Below are 18,725 nucleotides of genomic sequence, written 5' to 3' on the forward strand. Positions count from 1 at the left end.
CTGGTTCCCTCTATCTATCGTTATAATTATCGGTACCGCATTGAAAGAACAATCAATTTACATATAGTCGCGAATTAAATGTTCTGCAATCTGAATACTGTTTGTTGCCGCACCTTTTCGGACATTATCTGCGACAACCCATAAATTTAACCCTTGTGGGTGCGAAATATCATTACGCACGCGCCCCACAAATACTTCATCATGCCCTGCGGCATTGCCAATTTGTGTTGGAAAATCTGCGTTATTGTCCAACAACACAACACCTGGCGCATTGCGCAATAATTCTTTCGCTTGCACTGCATCTAAAGGCTGCTGCGTTTCAATGTGAATCGCTTCAGCATGGCCAAAAAACACCGGCACCCGCACCGCGGTAGCGTTCACGCGAATGTCTGGGTCGCCAAATATTTTCTGTGTTTCCCACACCATTTTCATTTCTTCTTTGGTGTAGTCGTTATCTAAAAACACATCGATTTGCGGTATGCAGTTGAAGGCAATTTGGCGGCTAAAATTTTCAACTTCCACTGGGCGGCCATTCAACAGCGCAGCCGTTTGCTGCGCTAACTCGTCCATCGCTTCTTTACCAGCTCCCGAGGTTGACTGGTAGGTGGCTACGTTAATTCGCTCAATACCTACGGCGTCATGAATTGGCTTCAGGGCAACCAACATTTGTATGGTTGAACAATTCGGGTTGGCAATAATATTGCGGTTACGAAAATCAGCCAGTGCGTGGGCATTCACTTCAGGCACAACCAAAGGAATATCTGGCTCATAGCGAAATTCAGAAGTGTTATCAATGACAATACAACCGGCATCGGCTGCTCGTGGTGCATAGGTACGCGAAATGGCGCCACCAGCCGAAAAGAAACCAAGTTCAGCCTGGCTCCAATCAAAGCTGTCGGCATCTAGCACGGTAATTTCTTCGCCACGAAACTTTACGGTAGAGCCCGCTGAACGACTGCTCGCTAACGGAAATAACTGGGCAACCGGAAAATCCCGTTGCTCTAAGATTTCGATCATATGCTGGCCAACCAAGCCAGTGGCTCCAAGTACCGCTACGTTATACGCACGTGACATGACTACTCCTGAATGCGTTGAAATTACTTACGTGAAAAACTAAAGCTCAGTTGTGACAAACGTTGCTGCCAATGGCTGTCGGCTAACCAATCGCCGCCTTGAATTAGGCCACAGCTTAATTCAGGCCGTGCTTGGTAGGCTTTACGAAACGCATCAAAACTCTCGTTATCGCTTACTTCGTCACGCAACTGTTTGTCATCATTGCGTATATCATAAATGCCGCGCACCCAAGATGCTAGCATTTGCCACGTGGGTGCCTCAGCTTGTTGCCAAACCCGCGGCGCAATAGCTTGTGGCCAGGGTTGTAGCAACGCATTTAATGGCGGTAATTGCCATGAATGATTGCAGCCAAACGCAAACTGCAGCCACTGTTCAAACAATTGTAAGCTACCACCTACTTTACCGGCTAAACTGTGGCCCGCAATATGCGCAGTGGCATAGTGTAGCCAAGGTAATAACTGATAATTAATCTGTGGTTCGTGCTCCCACACGTCAAGCACTACATGGAGAGCCTGTTGGCGCTGCATTGCCTGCACTAAAGCTTGTTCAGCTACCACAGCACCGCGGCTAGCGTTAATCAACAAGCACCCAGCGACTAACTGCTGAATATTTTTTGTATTGAATAAATGCCGCGTTGCAAACTCACCACAAGTGGTGAGCGGCACATGCAACGAAATAACCGCGCTGTTTAGCACGCGCTGCCAGTTGTTATGCACACATTCAACACCTTGCGCATGCAGCGGCGGATCATAATAGTGAACGTTCAAACCCAAACCTTGCAAGCGCTCACCAGCCGCCCGCCCCGTGTGGCCAGCGCCCACAATGGCAACCTCGCCCTGCGGCAGTTGGTTGCGTTCTAATGCGAAGTTTGCGACGGCACTGGCAACATAGTCACCAACGGCGCGCGCATTCACCCCTGGGGTTGACGCAAAAGTTACCCCAGCCGCGGCACATGCGCCAGCGTCAACATGTTCTGTACCAATGGTTGCGGTACCTAACCAACGTAATTTCGGGGCTTGTTGCAGTAAGGTGTTATCAACTCGGGTAATAGAGCGAATCATCAACACATCAGCTGCAGACAGCTGTGCTGCAGAAGGTTGGCGACCTTGAAATGTAGATAGCGTTAAAGCCATACCTTGCGCTTGCAGGTGTTCAACCAACACCGCAACTTGCGGCATTGAGGCGTCTGCCAAAATATGCATTCAGTTAATCTTCATTGCGATGGACGAGTTGTTAAAGAGCATACAACAAAAAGGTGCGACAATGCGCACCTTTTTACCATCGTTTAGTAGACGAGAATGTTAATTTTATTGATATTTACGCAAAACTAACGTTGCGTTAGTACCGCCAAAACCGAAGCTGTTGGACATGACTGTGGTGAGCTGAGCTTGCTGTGTTTCACGCACAATGTTCATACCCTCAGCGGCTGGATCAAGCGTTTCAATGTTAATAGAAGGCGCCACAAAACCATGTTGCAACATCAGCAATGAATAAATGGCTTCATGCACACCAGCCGCACCCAACGCGTGACCTGTCATGGCTTTGGTTGCACTAATATACGGAGCTTGCCCACCAAACACTTCGCGAATAGCCTCCAGCTCTTTAGTGTCACCTACCGGCGTTGAAGTACCATGTGTGTTCAAGTAATCAATTGGCGTATCACAAGTTTCCATCGCCATTTTCATGCAACGCACAGCGCCTTCGCCCGAAGGAGCAACCATGTCGTAGCCGTCTGAGGTAGCACCATAGCCAACAATTTCAGCATATATAGTTGCGCCACGAGCCAATGCGGTTTCAAGTTCTTCGATAACCAAAATACCGCCGCCGCCAGCGGGCACGAAGCCGTCGCGATCAGCGTCATAGGTACGCGAAGCTTTACTTGGCGTATCGTTGTATTTGGTACTCAGTGCACCCATAGCATCAAATTCCATGCCCAAGGTCCAATGCAGTTCTTCACCGCCCCCCGCAAATACACGGTCTTGCTTACCAAATTGAATTAATTCTAACGCATGACCAATACAGTGGGCCGAAGTTGCACAAGCCGAACTGATAGAGTAGTTCACGCCTTTAATTTCAAATGGCGTTGCTAAACACGCAGACGTGGTAGACGCCATGCAACGCGGGACCATGTAAGGGCCTACACGCTTCACGCCTTTTTCACGCATAATGTCAGCTGCTGCCACTTGGTGTTCACCCGAGGCGCCCCCCGAGCCCACCACTAAACCAGTACGTGGGTTTGACACTTGCTCATGGGTTAAACCTGCGTCTTCAATGGCTTGCGCCATGGCCATGTAGGCATAAGCCGCTGAATTGCCCATAAAGCGTAATGCTTTACGATCAATATGGTCAGCTGGGTTAGCACGTACTGGCCCCCACACCTGACAACGTAACCCCATGTCGGCAAATTCTTGCGAGAATTCGATGCCCGAGCGTCCTTGTTGCAACGACTCCAACACCTCTTGTTTGTTCACGCCGATACTGGACACAATGCCCATACCGGTAATCACTGCTCTTCTCATTCTTATATCCTGTCTTGCTGAGCGCTGATGTATGGTAGCTTACTTAATAAAAAAAGTGGTCTGCTTTCCGTCATTTTAACGAAATATTGTTACATTAATTCGCTACAATAACGCGCATAATTTTTGTAACTAATGTAACCAAATGAGTTCTCTGCCTGTGAAAGCGCCTGACAAAGCCAATATTCGTTTTAATGAGTTTAACTTGCCGGTCTCAACTGAGTTCGACGATATTTATTTTAATAATGAAGATGGCCTTGCCGAAAGTCGTTACGTGTTTCTTCAGCATAACGATCTGCCGGAGCGCTGGCAAACTCATTCATACTCGGTATTTCGCATTGCTGAAAGCGGTTTTGGTACTGGGCTTAACTTTTTGGCTAGTTGGGCATTGTTTGCTGAGCATGCGCCAAGCACCATGCGCTTGCACTTTGTGTCATTTGAAAAGTATCCGTTAGCGCCAGCTGACATGGCTCGCGCATTGCAGCACTTTCCTGAACTGGCGGCATATGCCAAGGTATTGATTAACGCTTTACCAAGCCCTCATGCTGGGTGTCATCGCCTGCAATTTGATGATGGCCGCGTGACTCTTGACTTATGGTATGGCGATATACACGACCAACTACCGCAGTGGCTACCCCATGCCACGAACACCATCGACGCATGGTTTCTTGATGGTTTTGCGCCCGACAAAAACCCGCAAATGTGGCAGCCAGAACTATATAACGCCATGGCACAAAGTTGTCGCGAGCATGGCAGTTTTGCCACCTTTACCGCGGCCGGGGCCGTGCGTCGCGGCTTGCAAGAGGCTGGCTTTGCGGTAGCAAAAGTCAAAGGTTTTGGGCGTAAACGCGACATGCTACGTGGCGTGGTGACCACCGCGCAAACGCAACCCGCACCGCACGTCCACGGCACCAATGGCTCAGCGACTGTGCCGATAACTATTATTGGTGGCGGCATCGCCGCGGCCTGCTTGGCGTGGTCGTTATGCCGCCGAGGTTTTCGCGTTGAGTTACTGACCACTGGGCTTGCTAATGGTGCATCAGGTAACGCGCAAGGTGCTGTTTACCCGCTACTACATGCCGAGTTAAGCCCTCTCAGTGAATTTTTCCTCGGGGCCTTTGACCATGCGCGGCAGTTTTATCAGCAACACAGTTCGTTCTGGCACGAAACCGGCGTGGTGCAATTGGCGTTTAATGCCACGCGCCAGCAACGCCATGACAAAATTATTGCTAGTGGCATTTACCACGAAAGCTTAGTGCGCGAGCTTGATAGCGCCGCCACGCAAGCACTATGGAACGCGCTCCCTGCGCAGCCTGCCTTATTGTACCCGCGGGCTGGTTGGGTGCCGCCAGAAAAATTAGTTCAGCAATTATTTGCCGCTTGTGGGAATGAGCTTCGAGTCACAACGTGTGCGCCAATAACAGCAATGAAACTGGAGCGCGAAGGTTGGCAACTTAGCGCTGCTGACGGGTCACACTACCATGCGCATACCGTTATTGTTGCCGCCGGTGCCGGCAGCAACGCCTTGCTCGCGCCTTGGCAGCTAAATTTTCAAAACGTTCGCGGCCAAGTCACGCAAGTGCAGGCAACCGACGTGAGCTCAAGCTGTAACTTGGTGGTTTGTTATAAGGGCTATTTTACCCCGCCGACCAATGGGTTGCATTGTGTAGGCGCCACTTACGCACGCGAACACGCGGGCATTGAGTTTGACGCACAGCAACAACAACCCACGAATAACGCAGACAGGACTGAAAACTTAGCTACCTTGCAAGATAACCTACAACAACCATGGACAGCGCAATTAACCGCAGTAAGCGACCGTGCGGCACTACGCCACACCACACGCGATCATCTACCTGCCTGCGGTTGGCTTACCGATAACTTAGGCGTATTAGGTGGCTTAGGCTCGCGCGGATTCACCAGTGCCCCACTCTGTGCTGAAATTCTAGTCGGCCAATGGCTTCACGAGCCGTTACCTTTGGGGGCTAGCTTGTTGGCTCGGCTTGCGCCGCAGCGTCTGCAAGACGTTGCAACATAGCTTGAATATGCACCATGTCGGCCGGCGCTAGTTCATGCTTTGCGTGTTCTACAGAGGCCTGTACAGCGGGCAACACAGCACTTGTTTGTGCCGCGTCATTGAGTTCAAGTTGGGCCACCACTAAATCAAAGTGGCCGCGCAAATAGCCGCTGGCAAAAAGCTCATCGTCTGAGCCTTCGGTAACCGCTTGATCAAATACGGTTTCAAGCGTTTGCACATAATCATTGAACGCAGCTGATGCCATAACCCAATACTTCCTTCTGTTTAGTCACAATCGAGTGATCGATATCAAGGCCGCAAGCATACCATAAACAGGCGTTTTTCTGATACACTAGCGCCTTCGTTAATCCACCAAAACTTGATCGCGAAGTGATATCAACCATGACCTTACGAATCGGTTTATTTTATGGCTCGACCACCTGTTTTACCGAAATTGCAGCAGAAAAAATTCAAGCGCAATTTGCGCCCGGTGAGGTTGAATTATTCAATATTAAAGATGTACCGCTAAAACAAGCCGAACAGTTTGATGTCATTATTTTTGGTTTATCAACCTGGGACTTCGGCGAAATTCAAGAAGACTGGGAGAGCCATTGGGATGACATTGCTGCGTTAAACTTAAACGGCAAAATTGTGGCGTTATTCGGCATGGGCGACCAAGTGGGCTACACCGACTGGTTCCAAGACGCGTTAGGCATGTTGCACGACGAACTCGCTGCAAACAGTGGTACCCAAGGCTGCATTCGCATTGGCTTTTGGCCCAATCAAGGTTATGACTTCGCCGCCTCAAAAGCGCTCATTGCTGACGGCGAGTTCTTTGTTGGCCTAGCCCTTGATGAAGACAGCCAATACGAATACAGCGAAGAGCGTATTCAAAAATGGTGTGACCAACTTAAAGCAGAGCTTGCCAGCGTTTAATCTCTGCGTTTTTCTCAGCGTCGCCAAAGCGCTGTGCCGGTGAGTGCCCCCACACGGGGCCTGGCCATGCTGGGTCGCCTTCTGCACGCATGACCAAATGCACATGTAATTGGCTAACCACGTTACCCAATGCACCAACATTAAGCTTGCTGCCTTGCCCATGTATTTTCAGCAATTGCGCCGCGTGTTGTGTCTCTTGCGCCAGTTGCTGTTGTTGCGCCAACGGTAAATCAAGAAACTCAACACAGTGCGGCACTTTGGGCACCAACATAAACCAGTCATAACGTTGGTCATCAAAGCGTCGCAGTTCACACAATGGCCACTGCGCCAATACAAAACTATCGCTAGCTAAACGCGAATCCACCGTGAATTTCCTACCGCCAACCGCGCCAGCGCTATCTGCCACATTACTTTGTGGTGCGAGTTTGTTATAACGAGTATTAAACATGGGTCGTGTCCATTAAATTTGTCTTTAACTTCTGTCGAATGACTAAGTGAGTCGTCAACATGCTACGTTTTGTCTTTTTTGCTTTTATCAGTTGTTACTTAGCTGTGGGTCAGCTGGCTTTTGCCTCCTCCACTGCGGAGCAATCTGAAGCCGCAAGCTCTGCAGTTGCTGAGTTTACTGCCAAGCTGCAAGCACATGAAGGTTTTTTCACGTTTTATCATGATCAGGCCAATGGTAAAATCTACCTTCAAGTGCCGCGTCACGCAGCGCCAAACCAGGCAAAATTTATTTTCCAGACCAGCCTACCCTGGGGGCTTGGCTCAAACGATATTGGTTTGGATAGAGGGCAGCTCGGCGCAACTCGGTTAGCTAGCTTTCTTATTGAAGGCAATAAAGTATTACTAATACAGCACAACACGCAATTTCGTGCCAATACTGACAACCCAGCCGAGCGAGCCAGCATTAACGAAGCATTTGCCGACTCGGTCATTGCTGGCTTTGAGGTAGTCGCCACTGATGCCCAGCATGTCATCATTGACTACACCCCATTTTTATTAAGCGACACCCACGGGGTCACGCAACGCCTACGCGACACCAAACAAGGCCAATATCGCTTAAGCAGCGATAAGTCAGTTATTTATCCACAACGCAGTAAGGCTTTTCCCGACAATACAGAACTTGAGGCAAAAGTAACTTTCAGTGGCGAAGGCACAGGCAACTTCGTGCGCAGCGTAGCCGCCGATGCGGACCATATCACGCTGCATTTGCATCACTCGTTTATTCGCTTACCTGACGACCAATACACACCACGAAAATTTCACCCACAAAGCGGGTTTTGGGCAGAAAGCCATTACGATTACGCTGCACCATTAGGCGAGCCGCTACAAGTACAGTACATACCACGCCACCGTCTAAGCAAAGAACAGCCCATTATTTATTACCTAGACCCCGGCGTGCCAGAGCCGGTGAAAACGGCATTGCTTGAAGGTGCCCGCTGGTGGGCCGAAGCCTTTGCCGCCATTGACTACCCAGAAGGCTTTCAAGTACGTGAACTGCCTGCCAACGCCGACCCCATGGACGTACGCTATAACGTGATTCAATGGGTGCATCGTGCCACTCGAGGCTGGTCATATGGCTCATCCATTATTGACCCTCGCACTGGCGAAATCATCAAAGGCCATGTCACATTAGGTTCATTGCGGGTGCGTCAAGACATGCTGATTGCGCAAGGCTTGCTTGCGCCTTATGCCGCTGAATCAAAAGAACAACAACAGCAATTAGAGCAAGCCATTGAAGCCATGGCACTAAATCGCATTCGGCAACTTTCGGCCCATGAAATTGGCCACACTTTGGGCATTGCTCATAACTTCGCCGCCAGCGCCAATGACCGCTCGTCGGTGATGGACTACCCACATCCATTTGTCACCATTGATACACAAAATGGCAAACTTAAACTCAACGATGCTTATACCAACCGCATTGGCCTGTGGGACATGCAAGTGGTCGCTTATGGTTATGGCAACGGTGACCTAGACCAAGTGCTCGCTCAAAATAAGCGGTTAGGGCTACAGTTTATTTCTGACCGCGATGCGCGTGCCGCTGGTGGCGCTCATCCCGATGCACATTTGTGGGATAACGGCAGTGACGCGGTCACCGAACTTGAGCGATTATTGGCAGTACGCCAAACCGCATTACAACAATTTGGCTTAGGCAACCTTGCCAATGGCCGCCCGTTGAGCGAGCTGCAGAATGTGTTGGTACCGATGTACTTGTTGCACCGCTACCAAACCGAAGCTGCGGTAAAAATGCTGGCCGGCATGCATTATGACTACGCGGTAAAAAGCGCTGACAGTAAGGCCGTGCAAACGCGACCAGTGAATGCTTCACAACAGCGTCGCGCACTGCAAGTACTCAGCCATACTCTTAGCGCCAAAGCACTGGCTCTGCCTGAGCACCTGCACAGCCTATTGCTACCTTCGGCATACGGTGAAGGCTATGACCGCGAACGCTTTAATGGCTTGACTGGGGTGACGGTCGATGCCGACACCATGGCCGCCAGTGCGGCGCGGTTTGCACTTGACTTGATACTGCACCCGCAGCGTTTAGAGCGTTTACAACAGCAACATAGTCGTGAAGCGGCAATTCCTGATGTTTCCGCGGTATTGACTACTATCGCCGAGGCCGCCATTCAACCGGCGCAAAACAACAAAGCCAGTAGCCTACAACAACGTTTGGCGTTTGAAAGTTTAGGGGCGGTGGTACGTGCGTATCAGCATGACAATAGCAGTGCTGTAGTCAAAGCCGCGCTTTATAGCTTTTTGCGGCATCAGCAACAACAATGGCAACAAGCTGCGCCTTCAGCACACAGGGACTATGCAGTGTTTGCATTGCAACAATGGGCAGATGGCAAACCGTGGCCAGTACAACCGGCCCCGGCCCTGCCCCCAGGCTCACCGATTTAGGTGAGCCGATTGGCGTTAACGAAATTGTTAATCCAGTTGAGAAAAGAAACTTTCTGGCAACCAGCGTGGGCGTTCCACCTGGTTGGCAATTTCCTCACCAATTTGATAATTGATATTGGTAAAGGTGACACCGGCCTCGTAGTTAATCGGTAAGTCCGGTTGATCACTTGGGCGGTGATAATGCTCAGCAAAGAATTTACCCCATACTTCACCACCGTCTTCACCTTCAGTTTTTGACGTGAACCCCGTCATCAAGAACACCGCTGGCACGCCTTTTTTCACAAACGGATAATGGTCTGAGCGAGTGAAAATAGCTTGCTCTGGCATCGGGTCAGCACTGAGCTCAATACCAAACTCACCGGCAGCACGCGCGACTGAATCACCCAAAGTCGAATGGGTAGAACCAAACGCAATCACGTCAGCAAAATCATATAGTAATACCGGCATGTCTAAGTTCACGTTGGCCACAATTTGGCTTAACGGCACAGTTGGGTGGTGTGCAAAATAATCTGCGCCTAGCAAGCCACGCTCTTCCGCGGTTACCGACAAGAACATAATTGAACGCTTCGGTTTCACACCACTTTCCACAAACATACGGGCGGTTTCTAACATAACGGCTACGCCAGAGGCGTTATCCATTGCACCGTTGTTAATATGGTCGTCTTGGCTTAAATCTTTGGTTACACCAATATGATCGGAGTGCGCGGTGTACAACACATATTCATTTTTTAAGTTGTCATCGCTACCAGGCAATACCGCTGCTACATTTGGGCTTGAAATTTCTTCATGGCGCGAAGAACGCTGTAAGCGAGCACTTACCCCAAGGTCAAATCCTTTTGGCATGTCGCCGGCTTCAAGCTGCGCGTAAATGTCAGCTAACTTCACTGGTGCATTTACAAATAACTGCTCAGCTGCATCGGTGTTCACATACGCTGACGCGGCCATGTTTTTATACAACACATTTGGCTCGCCATTCGGCTGCAACCAACGTACGCTTGGCGCACGCTGATACATAATACTGACTTCAAATGGACGCACTTTTTCGCGCTCTGGGGTATGCAAAGTAATAATACCAACAGCACCACGCTCGGCTGCGAACTTGGCTTTGCTGCTATTTAAGTGGGCACCTTCTTCACTGGGCAAGTGCTCTGGCCGGCCGGTTGCCATCACCACAATTTTACCTTCCACATCAAGACCAGCGTAATCGTCAAGCCCAAAAGCTTCTGACACTAAACCGTAACCAACAAATACCAATGGCGCTTCTACATCGTCATGCTCACTGTAAGCACTTGGGCCAGTAATAAATTGCTTAGGGTAGGCAAGTTCTACTGTGTCGTCGCCCGTGTTTAACGTGAACGACGCGCTGTTTTCCTCTAAAAAACTACGACGAAATTTAATGCGCTGGAAATAAGTACCGTCGTCACCGGCTGGCTGGAGTCCCAAGGCTTTAAATTCTGCGGCAATATATTTCGCGGCAATTTCGTGACCGCGGCTACCAGTATCGCGGCCTTCAAGGTCGTCACTGGCTAAAAACTCAAGGTGTGCCTGTAAGGCACTTGCGCTTGCACTCGCTTGGTTTTGCGTGTGTTGCGAGTTGCCTTCACCGCAAGCCGAAAGGCTTAAAGTGAGCGCAAGTACGCCAAAAACTGAAGAAAATCGCATAGTTAACATCCACATTTTTCAAAAGAATTAAAAATTCCGAACCAGTTTACTGAACTCACCCGTTGCGAGCCATAACAAATTACGCTATTGTTATATTATAACATTACATAAGCGCTTAATTTAGTTGCGGAGATTCATCGTTATGGTATCGCAGTTTCGTAAAAAGCCTTTGGCATTATTAGTAACAAGTTTTGTCAGCGTGTCTGCCGCGCACGCCGATGAGCAAGCGCAAGACCACACCCATCAAGACACAGAAATTATTAAAGTGACGGCTAGCCCACTTGAACGCACCGCGTTAGAGTCGTCACAACCCATTACGGTTATTGCTGGTGATGAGCTGCGCGAACAACAAGCCCATACATTAGGCGAAACCCTTGCTCACGAACCGGGTATTAATATGACCCACTTTGCGGGCGTAGCAAGCAGCCCTATCGTGCGCGGTCTTGATGGCCCACGGGTGAAAATTTTGCAGAACGGTCTTGATAGTGGTGACGTATCACGGGGCTCGCCAGATCACGCCATTGCAACTGAAACCTCCGTTGCTGAACAAATTGAAATTTTTCGTGGCCCGGCCACCTTACTTTATGGTTCTGGCGCTATTGGCGGCGTAGTGAACGTGGTTGATAACCGCATTGCTCGTGAACCCGTTGGCGGTCATCGCGGCTTCTTCAACACCGCCTTTAACACGGCCAGTAATTCACGCGAAGGCTCACTTGGATTTAGTGCTGATCACAAAAATACAGTTTGGCATTTCGACGCCTTTAAACGCCGAAGCGATAACTACGACGTACCTACGTTTACCAACGATGAAGGTGAAAACACGGACCAAATTGAGAACAGCTTTGTTGATGCGCAAGGTGCTAACATTGGGGTCAGTTACTTATTTGACCAAGGTTATTTGGGCGTCGCGTACGGCCGTTTAGAGCAACAATATGGCATTCCTGGTCATGCGCACGGTCATGAAGACGAACACGGGTACGAAGATGGGCACGACGGCGAGCATGCCAATGAGCAACATACTGAAGAAACAGGCCCATATGCCGACATGTGGCAAAACCGTATTCAAGTGCAAGGCGCATGGAATAATCCGCTTGCCGGTATTGAAAAAGCAAGCCTGCGCTATGGTTTCACAGATTATCAACACCAAGAAATAGAAGACGCTAGCCCGAGTACCACGTTTACAAATCGCCAGCACGAGCTTCGCGTGGAATTAACCCACGTACCCATTGGCGGTTGGCTTGGCGCAGTTGGTTATCATTACCTGACCCAAGATCAAAATGCATTTGGTGAAGAAGCCTACACCCCGGCATCGACAACCGACAAACATGGCGTATTTTGGTTGCTTGAGCGCGATATTCACGACTTGACTTGGCAATTAGGTGCGCGCGTTGATGACGTAGCAATTAACGACGAACACTATTCTCCAGTATCGGCCTCAATTGGTTTTACTTACCCAGTGGTAGCAGGCATGCAATTGTCGGCCAATTATAGTCATGCGCAACGCGCGCCTTCGGCCAATGAACTGCTAGCAAACGGCGCCCACTTAGCGACGCGCACCTATGAACTTGGTTTAGCCTATGCGTTGCACCAAGAAGACGAACACGCTTACCACGTGGAACCTCGGGAAACATCAGTACAACTGGAAAAGTCGAATAACCTCGACTTTGGGTTGCACATTGATACCGACAAATTTCATATGGACTGGACCGTTTTTTACAACCGTGTGGACGATTATATCTTCGCAAGCTATACCGGTGTAAACAGTGCTGATTTAGAGCACGATGATCACGGCGATGAAGCGCATACTGACGATGCGCACAGCGATGAAGCGCATAACCATGACGACGGTTTAGCCGTGGTGTCTTATGTGCAGCAAGATGTAAAGCTTTACGGTTACGAGCTTAGCGGTTATTACAGCTTTAACGACCACTGGCAATTACATGGTTTTAGTGACTACGTACGCGCTCAAACCCGTGACTCTGGTGAAGCGCTGCCGCGCATTCCCGCCCAGCGAATTGGTACTGAATTACGCTACTTAGGCAACAACTGGGAATCGAAACTGGGCTACACCTGGCATAATAGCCAAACCCGTGTCGCAACCAACGAAACCGTCACCGACGGCTTTGGCTTAGTGAACGCACAGTTAAATTGGTTCCCTGCTGCGTTAAGCGCAATGAACGCCAGCGTATACTTAAAAGCCGAAAACCTTACTGATGAATTAGCGTTTGTACACAGCTCATTCTTAAAAGACGACGCACCAATGCGTGGTCGTAACTTCAGTATTGGCTTTCGTGGTGAATTCTAGCGCATTGAGCGCACCGTTTGCCGCACTATAACAAGGTATGCTGTCAGCTTTGATAAACTGACAGCATATTTTTTTATATAGGCATACGTTTATGCGTTTTACGAAGTTAGTTTTTGCCATGGTTTTGCTGCTTGCAGCAACCTCCGCAACGCATGCGCAATCGTCAACACCAGCGTCAGCCGCAAACGAGCAGCTGACGATTGAACGAATTTTTTCTGCCCCCAATTTAACTACCGCCGCGCCGCAAGCCATCCAGTTCGCGCCAAGTGGCCTTCACGTGAGTTACCTTGCCGGCTCAGAAACCCAGCCAAACGTTCAGGACTTATGGTTATATAACGTACGCGAAAATAGCCATCAGCGTCTTGTTGCCGCAAATGATTTAATGCCAAACACCAGCCAACTCTCGGCCGAAGAAAAAGCACGTCGAGAGCGTCTGCGCATAGCGGCCAGCGGCATTGTGAATTATCAGTGGTCACCAACCAGCGAAAAATTACTCTTTCCGCTAAACGGTCAATTATTTTTGTTCGATATTGCCAGTGCCGAAGTCACTCAGTTAACCGATGACAATGTTTTTGCGACCGACAGTCGATTTTCACCGCAAGGCAATTTTGTCAGCTATGTGCATGACTACAATTTATATGTAGTTGATTTAAAAACGGTTACCACGACGCAGTTAACGCAGCGGCAAAATTCTACGGAGCAATTCGCTACCGCCGAATTTGTGGCCCAAGAAGAGATGAAGCGCATGACGGGCTACTGGTGGAGCCCAAATGAAAACCATATCGCACTCACTCGGGTTAATTTAAGCCCTGTCGACATAAAACAACGCGTTGATGTGTATGCAGACCGTACCGAACTCGTTGAACAGCGTTACCCAATGGCTGGCACCAATAATGCAGCGGTAGAGCTCGGCATTTTGGCGTTGCCTCAGCCAACGAGCGGCAAGGCTGACGCTAACGCCGATGAACAGGCTTCGCCCGCTATACAATGGCTGAACTTAGCGCGTTTAGGTGATGGCTATTTAGCCCGCGTCAACTGGCTACCAAACAGCCAAGGCGTTGCCTACCAATGGCAAAACCGCCCACAAAACAAGCTCACCTTGTTTATTCATGAGCTGACATCGACAACTGCTAAAACTGTACTTGAAGAAAGCAGTTCAACTTGGATAAACCTTCATGACGATCTGCACTTTATGAATGACAGCCGTCATTTTATTTGGGCTTCTGAGCGCAGTGGCTATAAGCACTTATACTTGTATCGCACCGACGGCAGCTTAATTCGCCAGTTAACTAGCGGTGATTGGATGGTGGATGAGCTTAGTCATGTTGATGAAATTACCGGTGTCATTTATTTTACCGGGCGCAAAGCGTCACCCATTGAACGCCATTTGTACCGTGCCAATTTGACCACCAGCAGCCCTGGTCAGCCAAGCCAACTCAGCACTCGCGAGGGTATGCACACTGTGCACTTTGCTGCCGACGGTCGCAGTTATATTGACTACTTCTCAAGTGCGCGCCAACCACCACAAGTGAGTCTGCATGGCCCAACCGGCCAGCGCAATGCATGGTTACATGAAAACCGGCTTGATCAAAATCACCCCATTGCCCCGTTTTTGGCTAACTGGAGCTACCCAGAATTCGGCCATTTAACCGCAGCTGACGGCCAACGTTTGTATTATCAAGTCAATAAACCCAAGCAAATTGCTGACAACCAAAGCCACCCAGCCATTGTCATGGTTTATGGCGGGCCGCGTGCGCAACGTGTCACCAACAGCTGGGGTGATTATTTTACGCAGTACTTAGTCCAACAAGGCTATGTGGTGTTCAAGCTTGATAACCGCGGTAGTGGCAATCGTGGTCGACAATTTGAGGCCGGTATTTATCGCGAGCTAGCCCAGCTTGAACTTGCCGATCAAAAACTTGGCACTCAGTGGCTTGCCAAACAGCCCTACGTTAACGCCAATAGAATCGGTGTATTTGGCCACAGCTACGGCGGCTATATGGCGTTGCATATGATACTGCGCGCACCAGAATTATATAGCGCTAGCGTTGCCGGCGCGCCGGTAACGGACTGGGCGTTGTACGACACCCATTACACCGAGCGGTACATGGGCACGCCACAAGATAACCCCGAGGGCTATCGACGGGCAGACGTGCTTACCTATGCTGACCAGTTAGAACGCCCCTTGTTGATTTATCACGGTATGGCTGACGACAACGTGCTGTATACCCACACGGCTCGCCTCACGCACCGATTGCAACAATCGATGTTACCGTTCGAGATGATGGCCTATCCAGGCAAAGCCCACGGAATACGTGGCCGCGAGGCTAGTATTCACCGCTACCGAATGATTGCTGACTTTTTCAAGCGCCACTTACAGTAAGTGGCGCTAATCGGTTATACTAAGCGCACCAATATTGCACACGGAGTGAATGGACATGCGCTTTTTATCTCGCCGCTTAGTTATGCCGAACGACCTAAATTTTGCAGGCTCACTGTTTGGTGGCCGTATTCTTGAATGGATAGACGAAGAAGCGTACATTTTTGCCGCTTGCCAACTAGACGCCAAAAGCTTAGTTACAAAGCACATTGGCGCCATTAGCTTTGAAACATCAGCCTACCAAGGCGATGTGGTGGAGTTTGGTCTTGGTGTCAAAAAGGTCGGTAAAACCTCAGTTACCGTTACCTGTGTGGTACGTAACAAACAAACCAAACAAAATATCTGCGTGGCCGACGACATTGTCTTTGTACACATTGATCCAGAAACTCGCACCCCACAAGCCCACGGCAAAACCAAAGCCGAATTAGATGCATTACCTATAGAAACACCGGCTTAAAGCCGGTGTTTCTATTTTCGCGTTCAGTCAATACATACTTATTTGTACAAAGTGCGAATCCAACGCTCTTCGTTGATAAAGCTCCATGACCAGTCTTTCCACTGAGCACTTAAGCCTTGCTCTACCGCTTGGTCTTCAGTTAGGCCCTGCTCCTTCATGGTCATAACTTCTTCGCGTGTGGCTTCAATCATGTGTACTAACCGTAGCCAATCTGAACGCTTTGAAAGCGTGCCGTGGCCAGGGATGATCTGAGTCTCACCATCAATGCTATCAATAACGGCACGCACATTATCAATATAGCCTTGCACGTTACCACCTGCGTTCAAATCAATAAACGGAAAACGGTCGACAAAGAATAAGTCACCGGCATGAATGACGTTGGCGTTTGGAAACCAAACCACTACGTCGCCGTCGGTATGGCCCGCAGGGTAATGCTGCAGCTTCAAACTTGCAGCACCACTTGCCACTTCCAAACGGTTATCAAATGTCACCGTCGGCAAGCCGTCTTGATCAAACTTCTCATTTGCGGCTAAACGCGTTTTCACATTTTCATGGGCAATCACACGTACGCCTTTACGCGCAAACGGCGCATTACCGTCAGTATGGTCACCATGAAAATGGGTATTGATCAGGCTTTTGATAGGTTGATCAGAAAGCTCAGCTATAGCTGCCATAATTTTATCAGCAAGCCCTTTGTACTGCGCATCGACCATCACGACGCCATCTTCACCGACATACACGCCAATATTGCCGCCCATGCCGGTAAGCATGTACACACGATCACTTAGTTGCGTGGCTTTAATTTCCACGTCATCCATGTTGGCTTGCGCATGAGCACTGGCCATGCCGAAACAGAAAAGTAAACTGATTAAACCAAATTTCAAACCACGCATTGAGTATCTCCTACTGGTGAACCTTATTGATGCACGTTATTGATGAAGGTAACAACCCGCAAAACAAGTCACTGGTGCCGCGGTTGGTTTACCATGCTGCCAATCACCACCTTCAACACCGCTACCGGCAATATCGACATGCACATAAGGTAGTGGCTGTTGACTGTCGTTGCCATGTTTATCTAAGCCAGAAGCAATCGCTAAAAACGCGGCTGGGAACTGATGCCCACGCGCAGTTGTTGCCGACGGCCCATTGTTACTTGATAGCGTATCGTCTGCTTTGGTACGCGCACGAACAAAATGATAGTCTTCTCGACGCGACCAAGAAATTTCAGTTGGGTCGCCGTAAACTTCGCCGGCTTCCCACAATTTTTCGGACAATTCTTTTACGCGTGCTGGCCCATTCGGGATCAGCGCCGTGTAAGGCCCTTTAGCCAAGGCCGCATGGCCCGTAAGCGTGGCTACACTGAATAATTGCGGATTCGGGTAGTCATGCGCTTCTGCACGCAAATGTGAGAGCAAATCAGCTAACACTAAACGACCTTCGGCATCGGTGTTACCAATGCGCACGCGCACACCGCTGTGGCCAGTAATAATTTCGTCAGCAACAAACGCATCAGCGCCAATACTGTTGCGCACCACGCCCAGCTCAGCCACAACACTGACCGTTTCAGGGCGCATTTCTGCAACCGTTTTCACAAAGCCAGCAACGCCCGCAGCACCACCCTTGTCACGGCTCATACCCGCCATGTGGCCACCGGTTTTCACGTCGGCGCCGCCGGTGTCATACACAATACCTTTGCCAGCAAACATTAAGGTTTGTTCAGCGGCAGGTGCTTTGTATTCCAAACGCACCACACACGGGTGATGGCGCTCAACACCTAACGACGCCCGCGCCACTGCCATTAATAATGGGTATTCGTGCTGTAATTGTTGCACATCGTCAATAACCGTTACCCGTACTGGCGTATGCGCAAACGCTTGTTGGCAATACTCAGCAAAACGCGGCGGTGCCATACGCTCAGGCTCTGTACCTGCTAGATCACGTGCGACACGCTTGCCTGCTTCTACGGCTTGCAGCCATTGTTCGTCAAGTGCACCGACAATGCCAATTTCAGTGACGGTTTCGAGTTGTTCTTCGCCATGATGCTCACGCGCTTCGAGCGGCTCATACAACGCCTGGCAAACACCCCAGTAAGCAACGGCTTCGGCCTGACCATAGCGCGCCTCGTGTGGCACACCAAAAACAATCAGTAGCGGTTTGGTTACGCCCGCTTGTTGCGCAATACGCGCTGCTGCGCCGGCAGCTTCAGCTACACAGCGCACATCGTTATAATCTGGCGCTAGCGGCCCAGTTGGCGCCACAATCAAACGCCCACCGGCAACGTCGGCTGGCACTAATAATGCTTGTTTACCCACGCGCGCATCCATTTGCTGCGCTTGTGCCACATAGTCACTAAAATCGTCCGGAATTTCACGCTCAAAGTCGCCTAATAAAATCACGGCGTCGAAATCGCCACTCGCGGTAGCGGCATAGCTGTCAAATACGCTTACTGTTGGAAAAGCCATAAGTAC

At 49.8% G+C, this 18,725-nt stretch carries 14 protein-coding genes; 6 read left to right on the forward strand and 8 right to left on the reverse strand.

Going from position 1 to position 18,725, the window contains the following annotated elements; genetic code table 11:
* Positions 1-57: 57 nt before the first annotated feature.
* The 3 genes from ASC40_RS03380 to fabB all read right to left on the reverse strand — a co-directional run bounded on the left by ASC40_RS03380 (position 58) and on the right by fabB (position 3,593).
* Complete coding sequence (locus ASC40_RS03380) at positions 58-1,074, reverse strand: aspartate-semialdehyde dehydrogenase (protein WP_055438343.1); 1,017 nt, start codon at positions 1,072-1,074, stop codon at positions 58-60.
* Between the two features lie 23 nt (positions 1,075-1,097).
* Positions 1,098-2,276: a 4-phosphoerythronate dehydrogenase gene (locus tag ASC40_RS03385; RefSeq protein WP_055438344.1), complete on the reverse strand. Its 1,179-nt coding sequence runs from the start codon at positions 2,274-2,276 to the stop codon at positions 1,098-1,100.
* 105 nt (positions 2,277-2,381) lie between these two features.
* Complete coding sequence (fabB, locus tag ASC40_RS03390) at positions 2,382-3,593, reverse strand: beta-ketoacyl-ACP synthase I (RefSeq protein ID WP_055438345.1); 1,212 nt, start codon at positions 3,591-3,593, stop codon at positions 2,382-2,384.
* A gap of 142 nt (positions 3,594-3,735) precedes the next feature.
* Between fabB and mnmC the strand changes: the two genes are divergently transcribed.
* A complete protein-coding gene (gene mnmC / locus ASC40_RS03395) occupies positions 3,736-5,628 on the forward strand; it encodes a bifunctional tRNA (5-methylaminomethyl-2-thiouridine)(34)-methyltransferase MnmC2/FAD-dependent 5-carboxymethylaminomethyl-2-thiouridine(34) oxidoreductase MnmC1 (RefSeq protein ID WP_055438346.1) in 1,893 nt (630 codons plus the stop codon).
* On the opposite strand, the gene ASC40_RS03400 is transcribed toward mnmC, so the two are convergent.
* Entirely contained in the window at positions 5,576-5,872 is a 297-nt protein-coding gene (locus ASC40_RS03400) for a YfcL family protein (RefSeq protein ID WP_055438347.1), read from the reverse strand. The genes mnmC and ASC40_RS03400 overlap by 53 nt on opposite strands.
* 137 nt (positions 5,873-6,009) lie before the next feature.
* On the opposite strand from ASC40_RS03400, the gene fldB reads away from it, so the two are divergent.
* Positions 6,010-6,543 carry a flavodoxin FldB gene (gene fldB / locus ASC40_RS03405; RefSeq protein WP_055438348.1) on the forward strand — a complete coding sequence of 178 codons (534 nt, stop codon included), beginning with the start codon at positions 6,010-6,012 and terminating at the stop codon, positions 6,541-6,543.
* Here the strand turns inward: fldB and ASC40_RS03410 are convergent.
* Complete coding sequence (locus ASC40_RS03410; RefSeq protein WP_055438349.1) at positions 6,518-6,991, reverse strand: HIT domain-containing protein; 474 nt, start codon at positions 6,989-6,991, stop codon at positions 6,518-6,520. The two genes, fldB and ASC40_RS03410, sit on opposite strands and share 26 nt — an antisense overlap.
* A gap of 59 nt (positions 6,992-7,050) precedes the next feature.
* On the opposite strand from ASC40_RS03410, the gene ASC40_RS03415 reads away from it, so the two are divergent.
* Positions 7,051-9,453 carry a zinc-dependent metalloprotease gene (locus tag ASC40_RS03415; RefSeq protein WP_055438350.1) on the forward strand — a complete coding sequence of 801 codons (2,403 nt, stop codon included), beginning with the start codon at positions 7,051-7,053 and terminating at the stop codon, positions 9,451-9,453.
* 27 nt (positions 9,454-9,480) lie between these two features.
* Here the strand turns inward: ASC40_RS03415 and ASC40_RS03420 are convergent, their stop codons facing one another.
* On the reverse strand, positions 9,481-11,115 hold the full coding sequence (locus tag ASC40_RS03420) for a M28 family metallopeptidase (RefSeq protein ID WP_055438530.1): 1,635 nt from the start codon (positions 11,113-11,115) through the stop codon (positions 9,481-9,483).
* Between the two features lie 142 nt (positions 11,116-11,257).
* Between ASC40_RS03420 and ASC40_RS03425 the strand changes: the two genes are divergently transcribed.
* From ASC40_RS03425 to ASC40_RS03435, 3 genes are all read left to right on the forward strand, one after another.
* On the forward strand, positions 11,258-13,420 hold the full coding sequence (locus ASC40_RS03425; RefSeq protein WP_055438351.1) for a TonB-dependent receptor: 2,163 nt from the start codon (positions 11,258-11,260) through the stop codon (positions 13,418-13,420).
* A gap of 91 nt (positions 13,421-13,511) precedes the next feature.
* Entirely contained in the window at positions 13,512-15,803 is a 2,292-nt protein-coding gene (locus ASC40_RS03430) for a S9 family peptidase (protein WP_055438352.1), read from the forward strand.
* Positions 15,804-15,858: 55 nt separating this feature from the next.
* On the forward strand, positions 15,859-16,257 hold the full coding sequence (locus tag ASC40_RS03435) for an acyl-CoA thioesterase (protein WP_055438531.1): 399 nt from the start codon (positions 15,859-15,861) through the stop codon (positions 16,255-16,257).
* A 38-nt stretch (positions 16,258-16,295) separates the two neighbouring features.
* On the opposite strand, the gene ASC40_RS03440 is transcribed toward ASC40_RS03435, so the two are convergent.
* On the reverse strand, positions 16,296-17,150 hold the full coding sequence (locus tag ASC40_RS03440) for an MBL fold metallo-hydrolase (RefSeq protein ID WP_055438353.1): 855 nt from the start codon (positions 17,148-17,150) through the stop codon (positions 16,296-16,298).
* A gap of 36 nt (positions 17,151-17,186) precedes the next feature.
* The gene (locus ASC40_RS03445) at positions 17,187-18,719 is read right to left on the reverse strand and encodes a M17 family metallopeptidase (protein ID WP_055438354.1); all 1,533 of its coding nucleotides are present in this window, start codon (positions 18,717-18,719) and stop codon (positions 17,187-17,189) included.
* Positions 18,720-18,725 lie beyond the last annotated feature (6 nt).

Source organism: Pseudidiomarina woesei (assembly GCF_001418345.1).
GTDB lineage: Bacteria > Pseudomonadota > Gammaproteobacteria > Enterobacterales > Alteromonadaceae > Pseudidiomarina > Pseudidiomarina woesei.

Coding starts and splice junctions, on each gene's coding strand:
- ASC40_RS03435 (WP_055438531.1), top strand. CDS start 15,859: ATGCGCTTTTTATCTCGCCGCTTAGTTATGCCGAACGACCTAAATTTT.
- ASC40_RS03400 (WP_055438347.1), bottom strand. CDS start 5,872: ATGGCATCAGCTGCGTTCAATGATTATGTGCAAACGCTTGAAACCGTA.
- fabB (WP_055438345.1), bottom strand. CDS start 3,593: ATGAGAAGAGCAGTGATTACCGGTATGGGCATTGTGTCCAGTATCGGC.
- ASC40_RS03445 (WP_055438354.1), bottom strand. CDS start 18,719: ATGGCTTTTCCAACAGTAAGCGTATTTGACAGCTATGCCGCTACCGCG.
- ASC40_RS03425 (WP_055438351.1), top strand. CDS start 11,258: ATGGTATCGCAGTTTCGTAAAAAGCCTTTGGCATTATTAGTAACAAGT.
- ASC40_RS03430 (WP_055438352.1), top strand. CDS start 13,512: ATGCGTTTTACGAAGTTAGTTTTTGCCATGGTTTTGCTGCTTGCAGCA.
- fldB (WP_055438348.1), top strand. CDS start 6,010: ATGACCTTACGAATCGGTTTATTTTATGGCTCGACCACCTGTTTTACC.
- mnmC (WP_055438346.1), top strand. CDS start 3,736: ATGAGTTCTCTGCCTGTGAAAGCGCCTGACAAAGCCAATATTCGTTTT.
- ASC40_RS03420 (WP_055438530.1), bottom strand. CDS start 11,115: ATGCGATTTTCTTCAGTTTTTGGCGTACTTGCGCTCACTTTAAGCCTT.
- ASC40_RS03410 (WP_055438349.1), bottom strand. CDS start 6,991: ATGTTTAATACTCGTTATAACAAACTCGCACCACAAAGTAATGTGGCA.
- ASC40_RS03440 (WP_055438353.1), bottom strand. CDS start 17,150: ATGCGTGGTTTGAAATTTGGTTTAATCAGTTTACTTTTCTGTTTCGGC.
- ASC40_RS03385 (WP_055438344.1), bottom strand. CDS start 2,276: ATGCATATTTTGGCAGACGCCTCAATGCCGCAAGTTGCGGTGTTGGTT.
- ASC40_RS03415 (WP_055438350.1), top strand. CDS start 7,051: ATGCTACGTTTTGTCTTTTTTGCTTTTATCAGTTGTTACTTAGCTGTG.
- ASC40_RS03380 (WP_055438343.1), bottom strand. CDS start 1,074: ATGTCACGTGCGTATAACGTAGCGGTACTTGGAGCCACTGGCTTGGTT.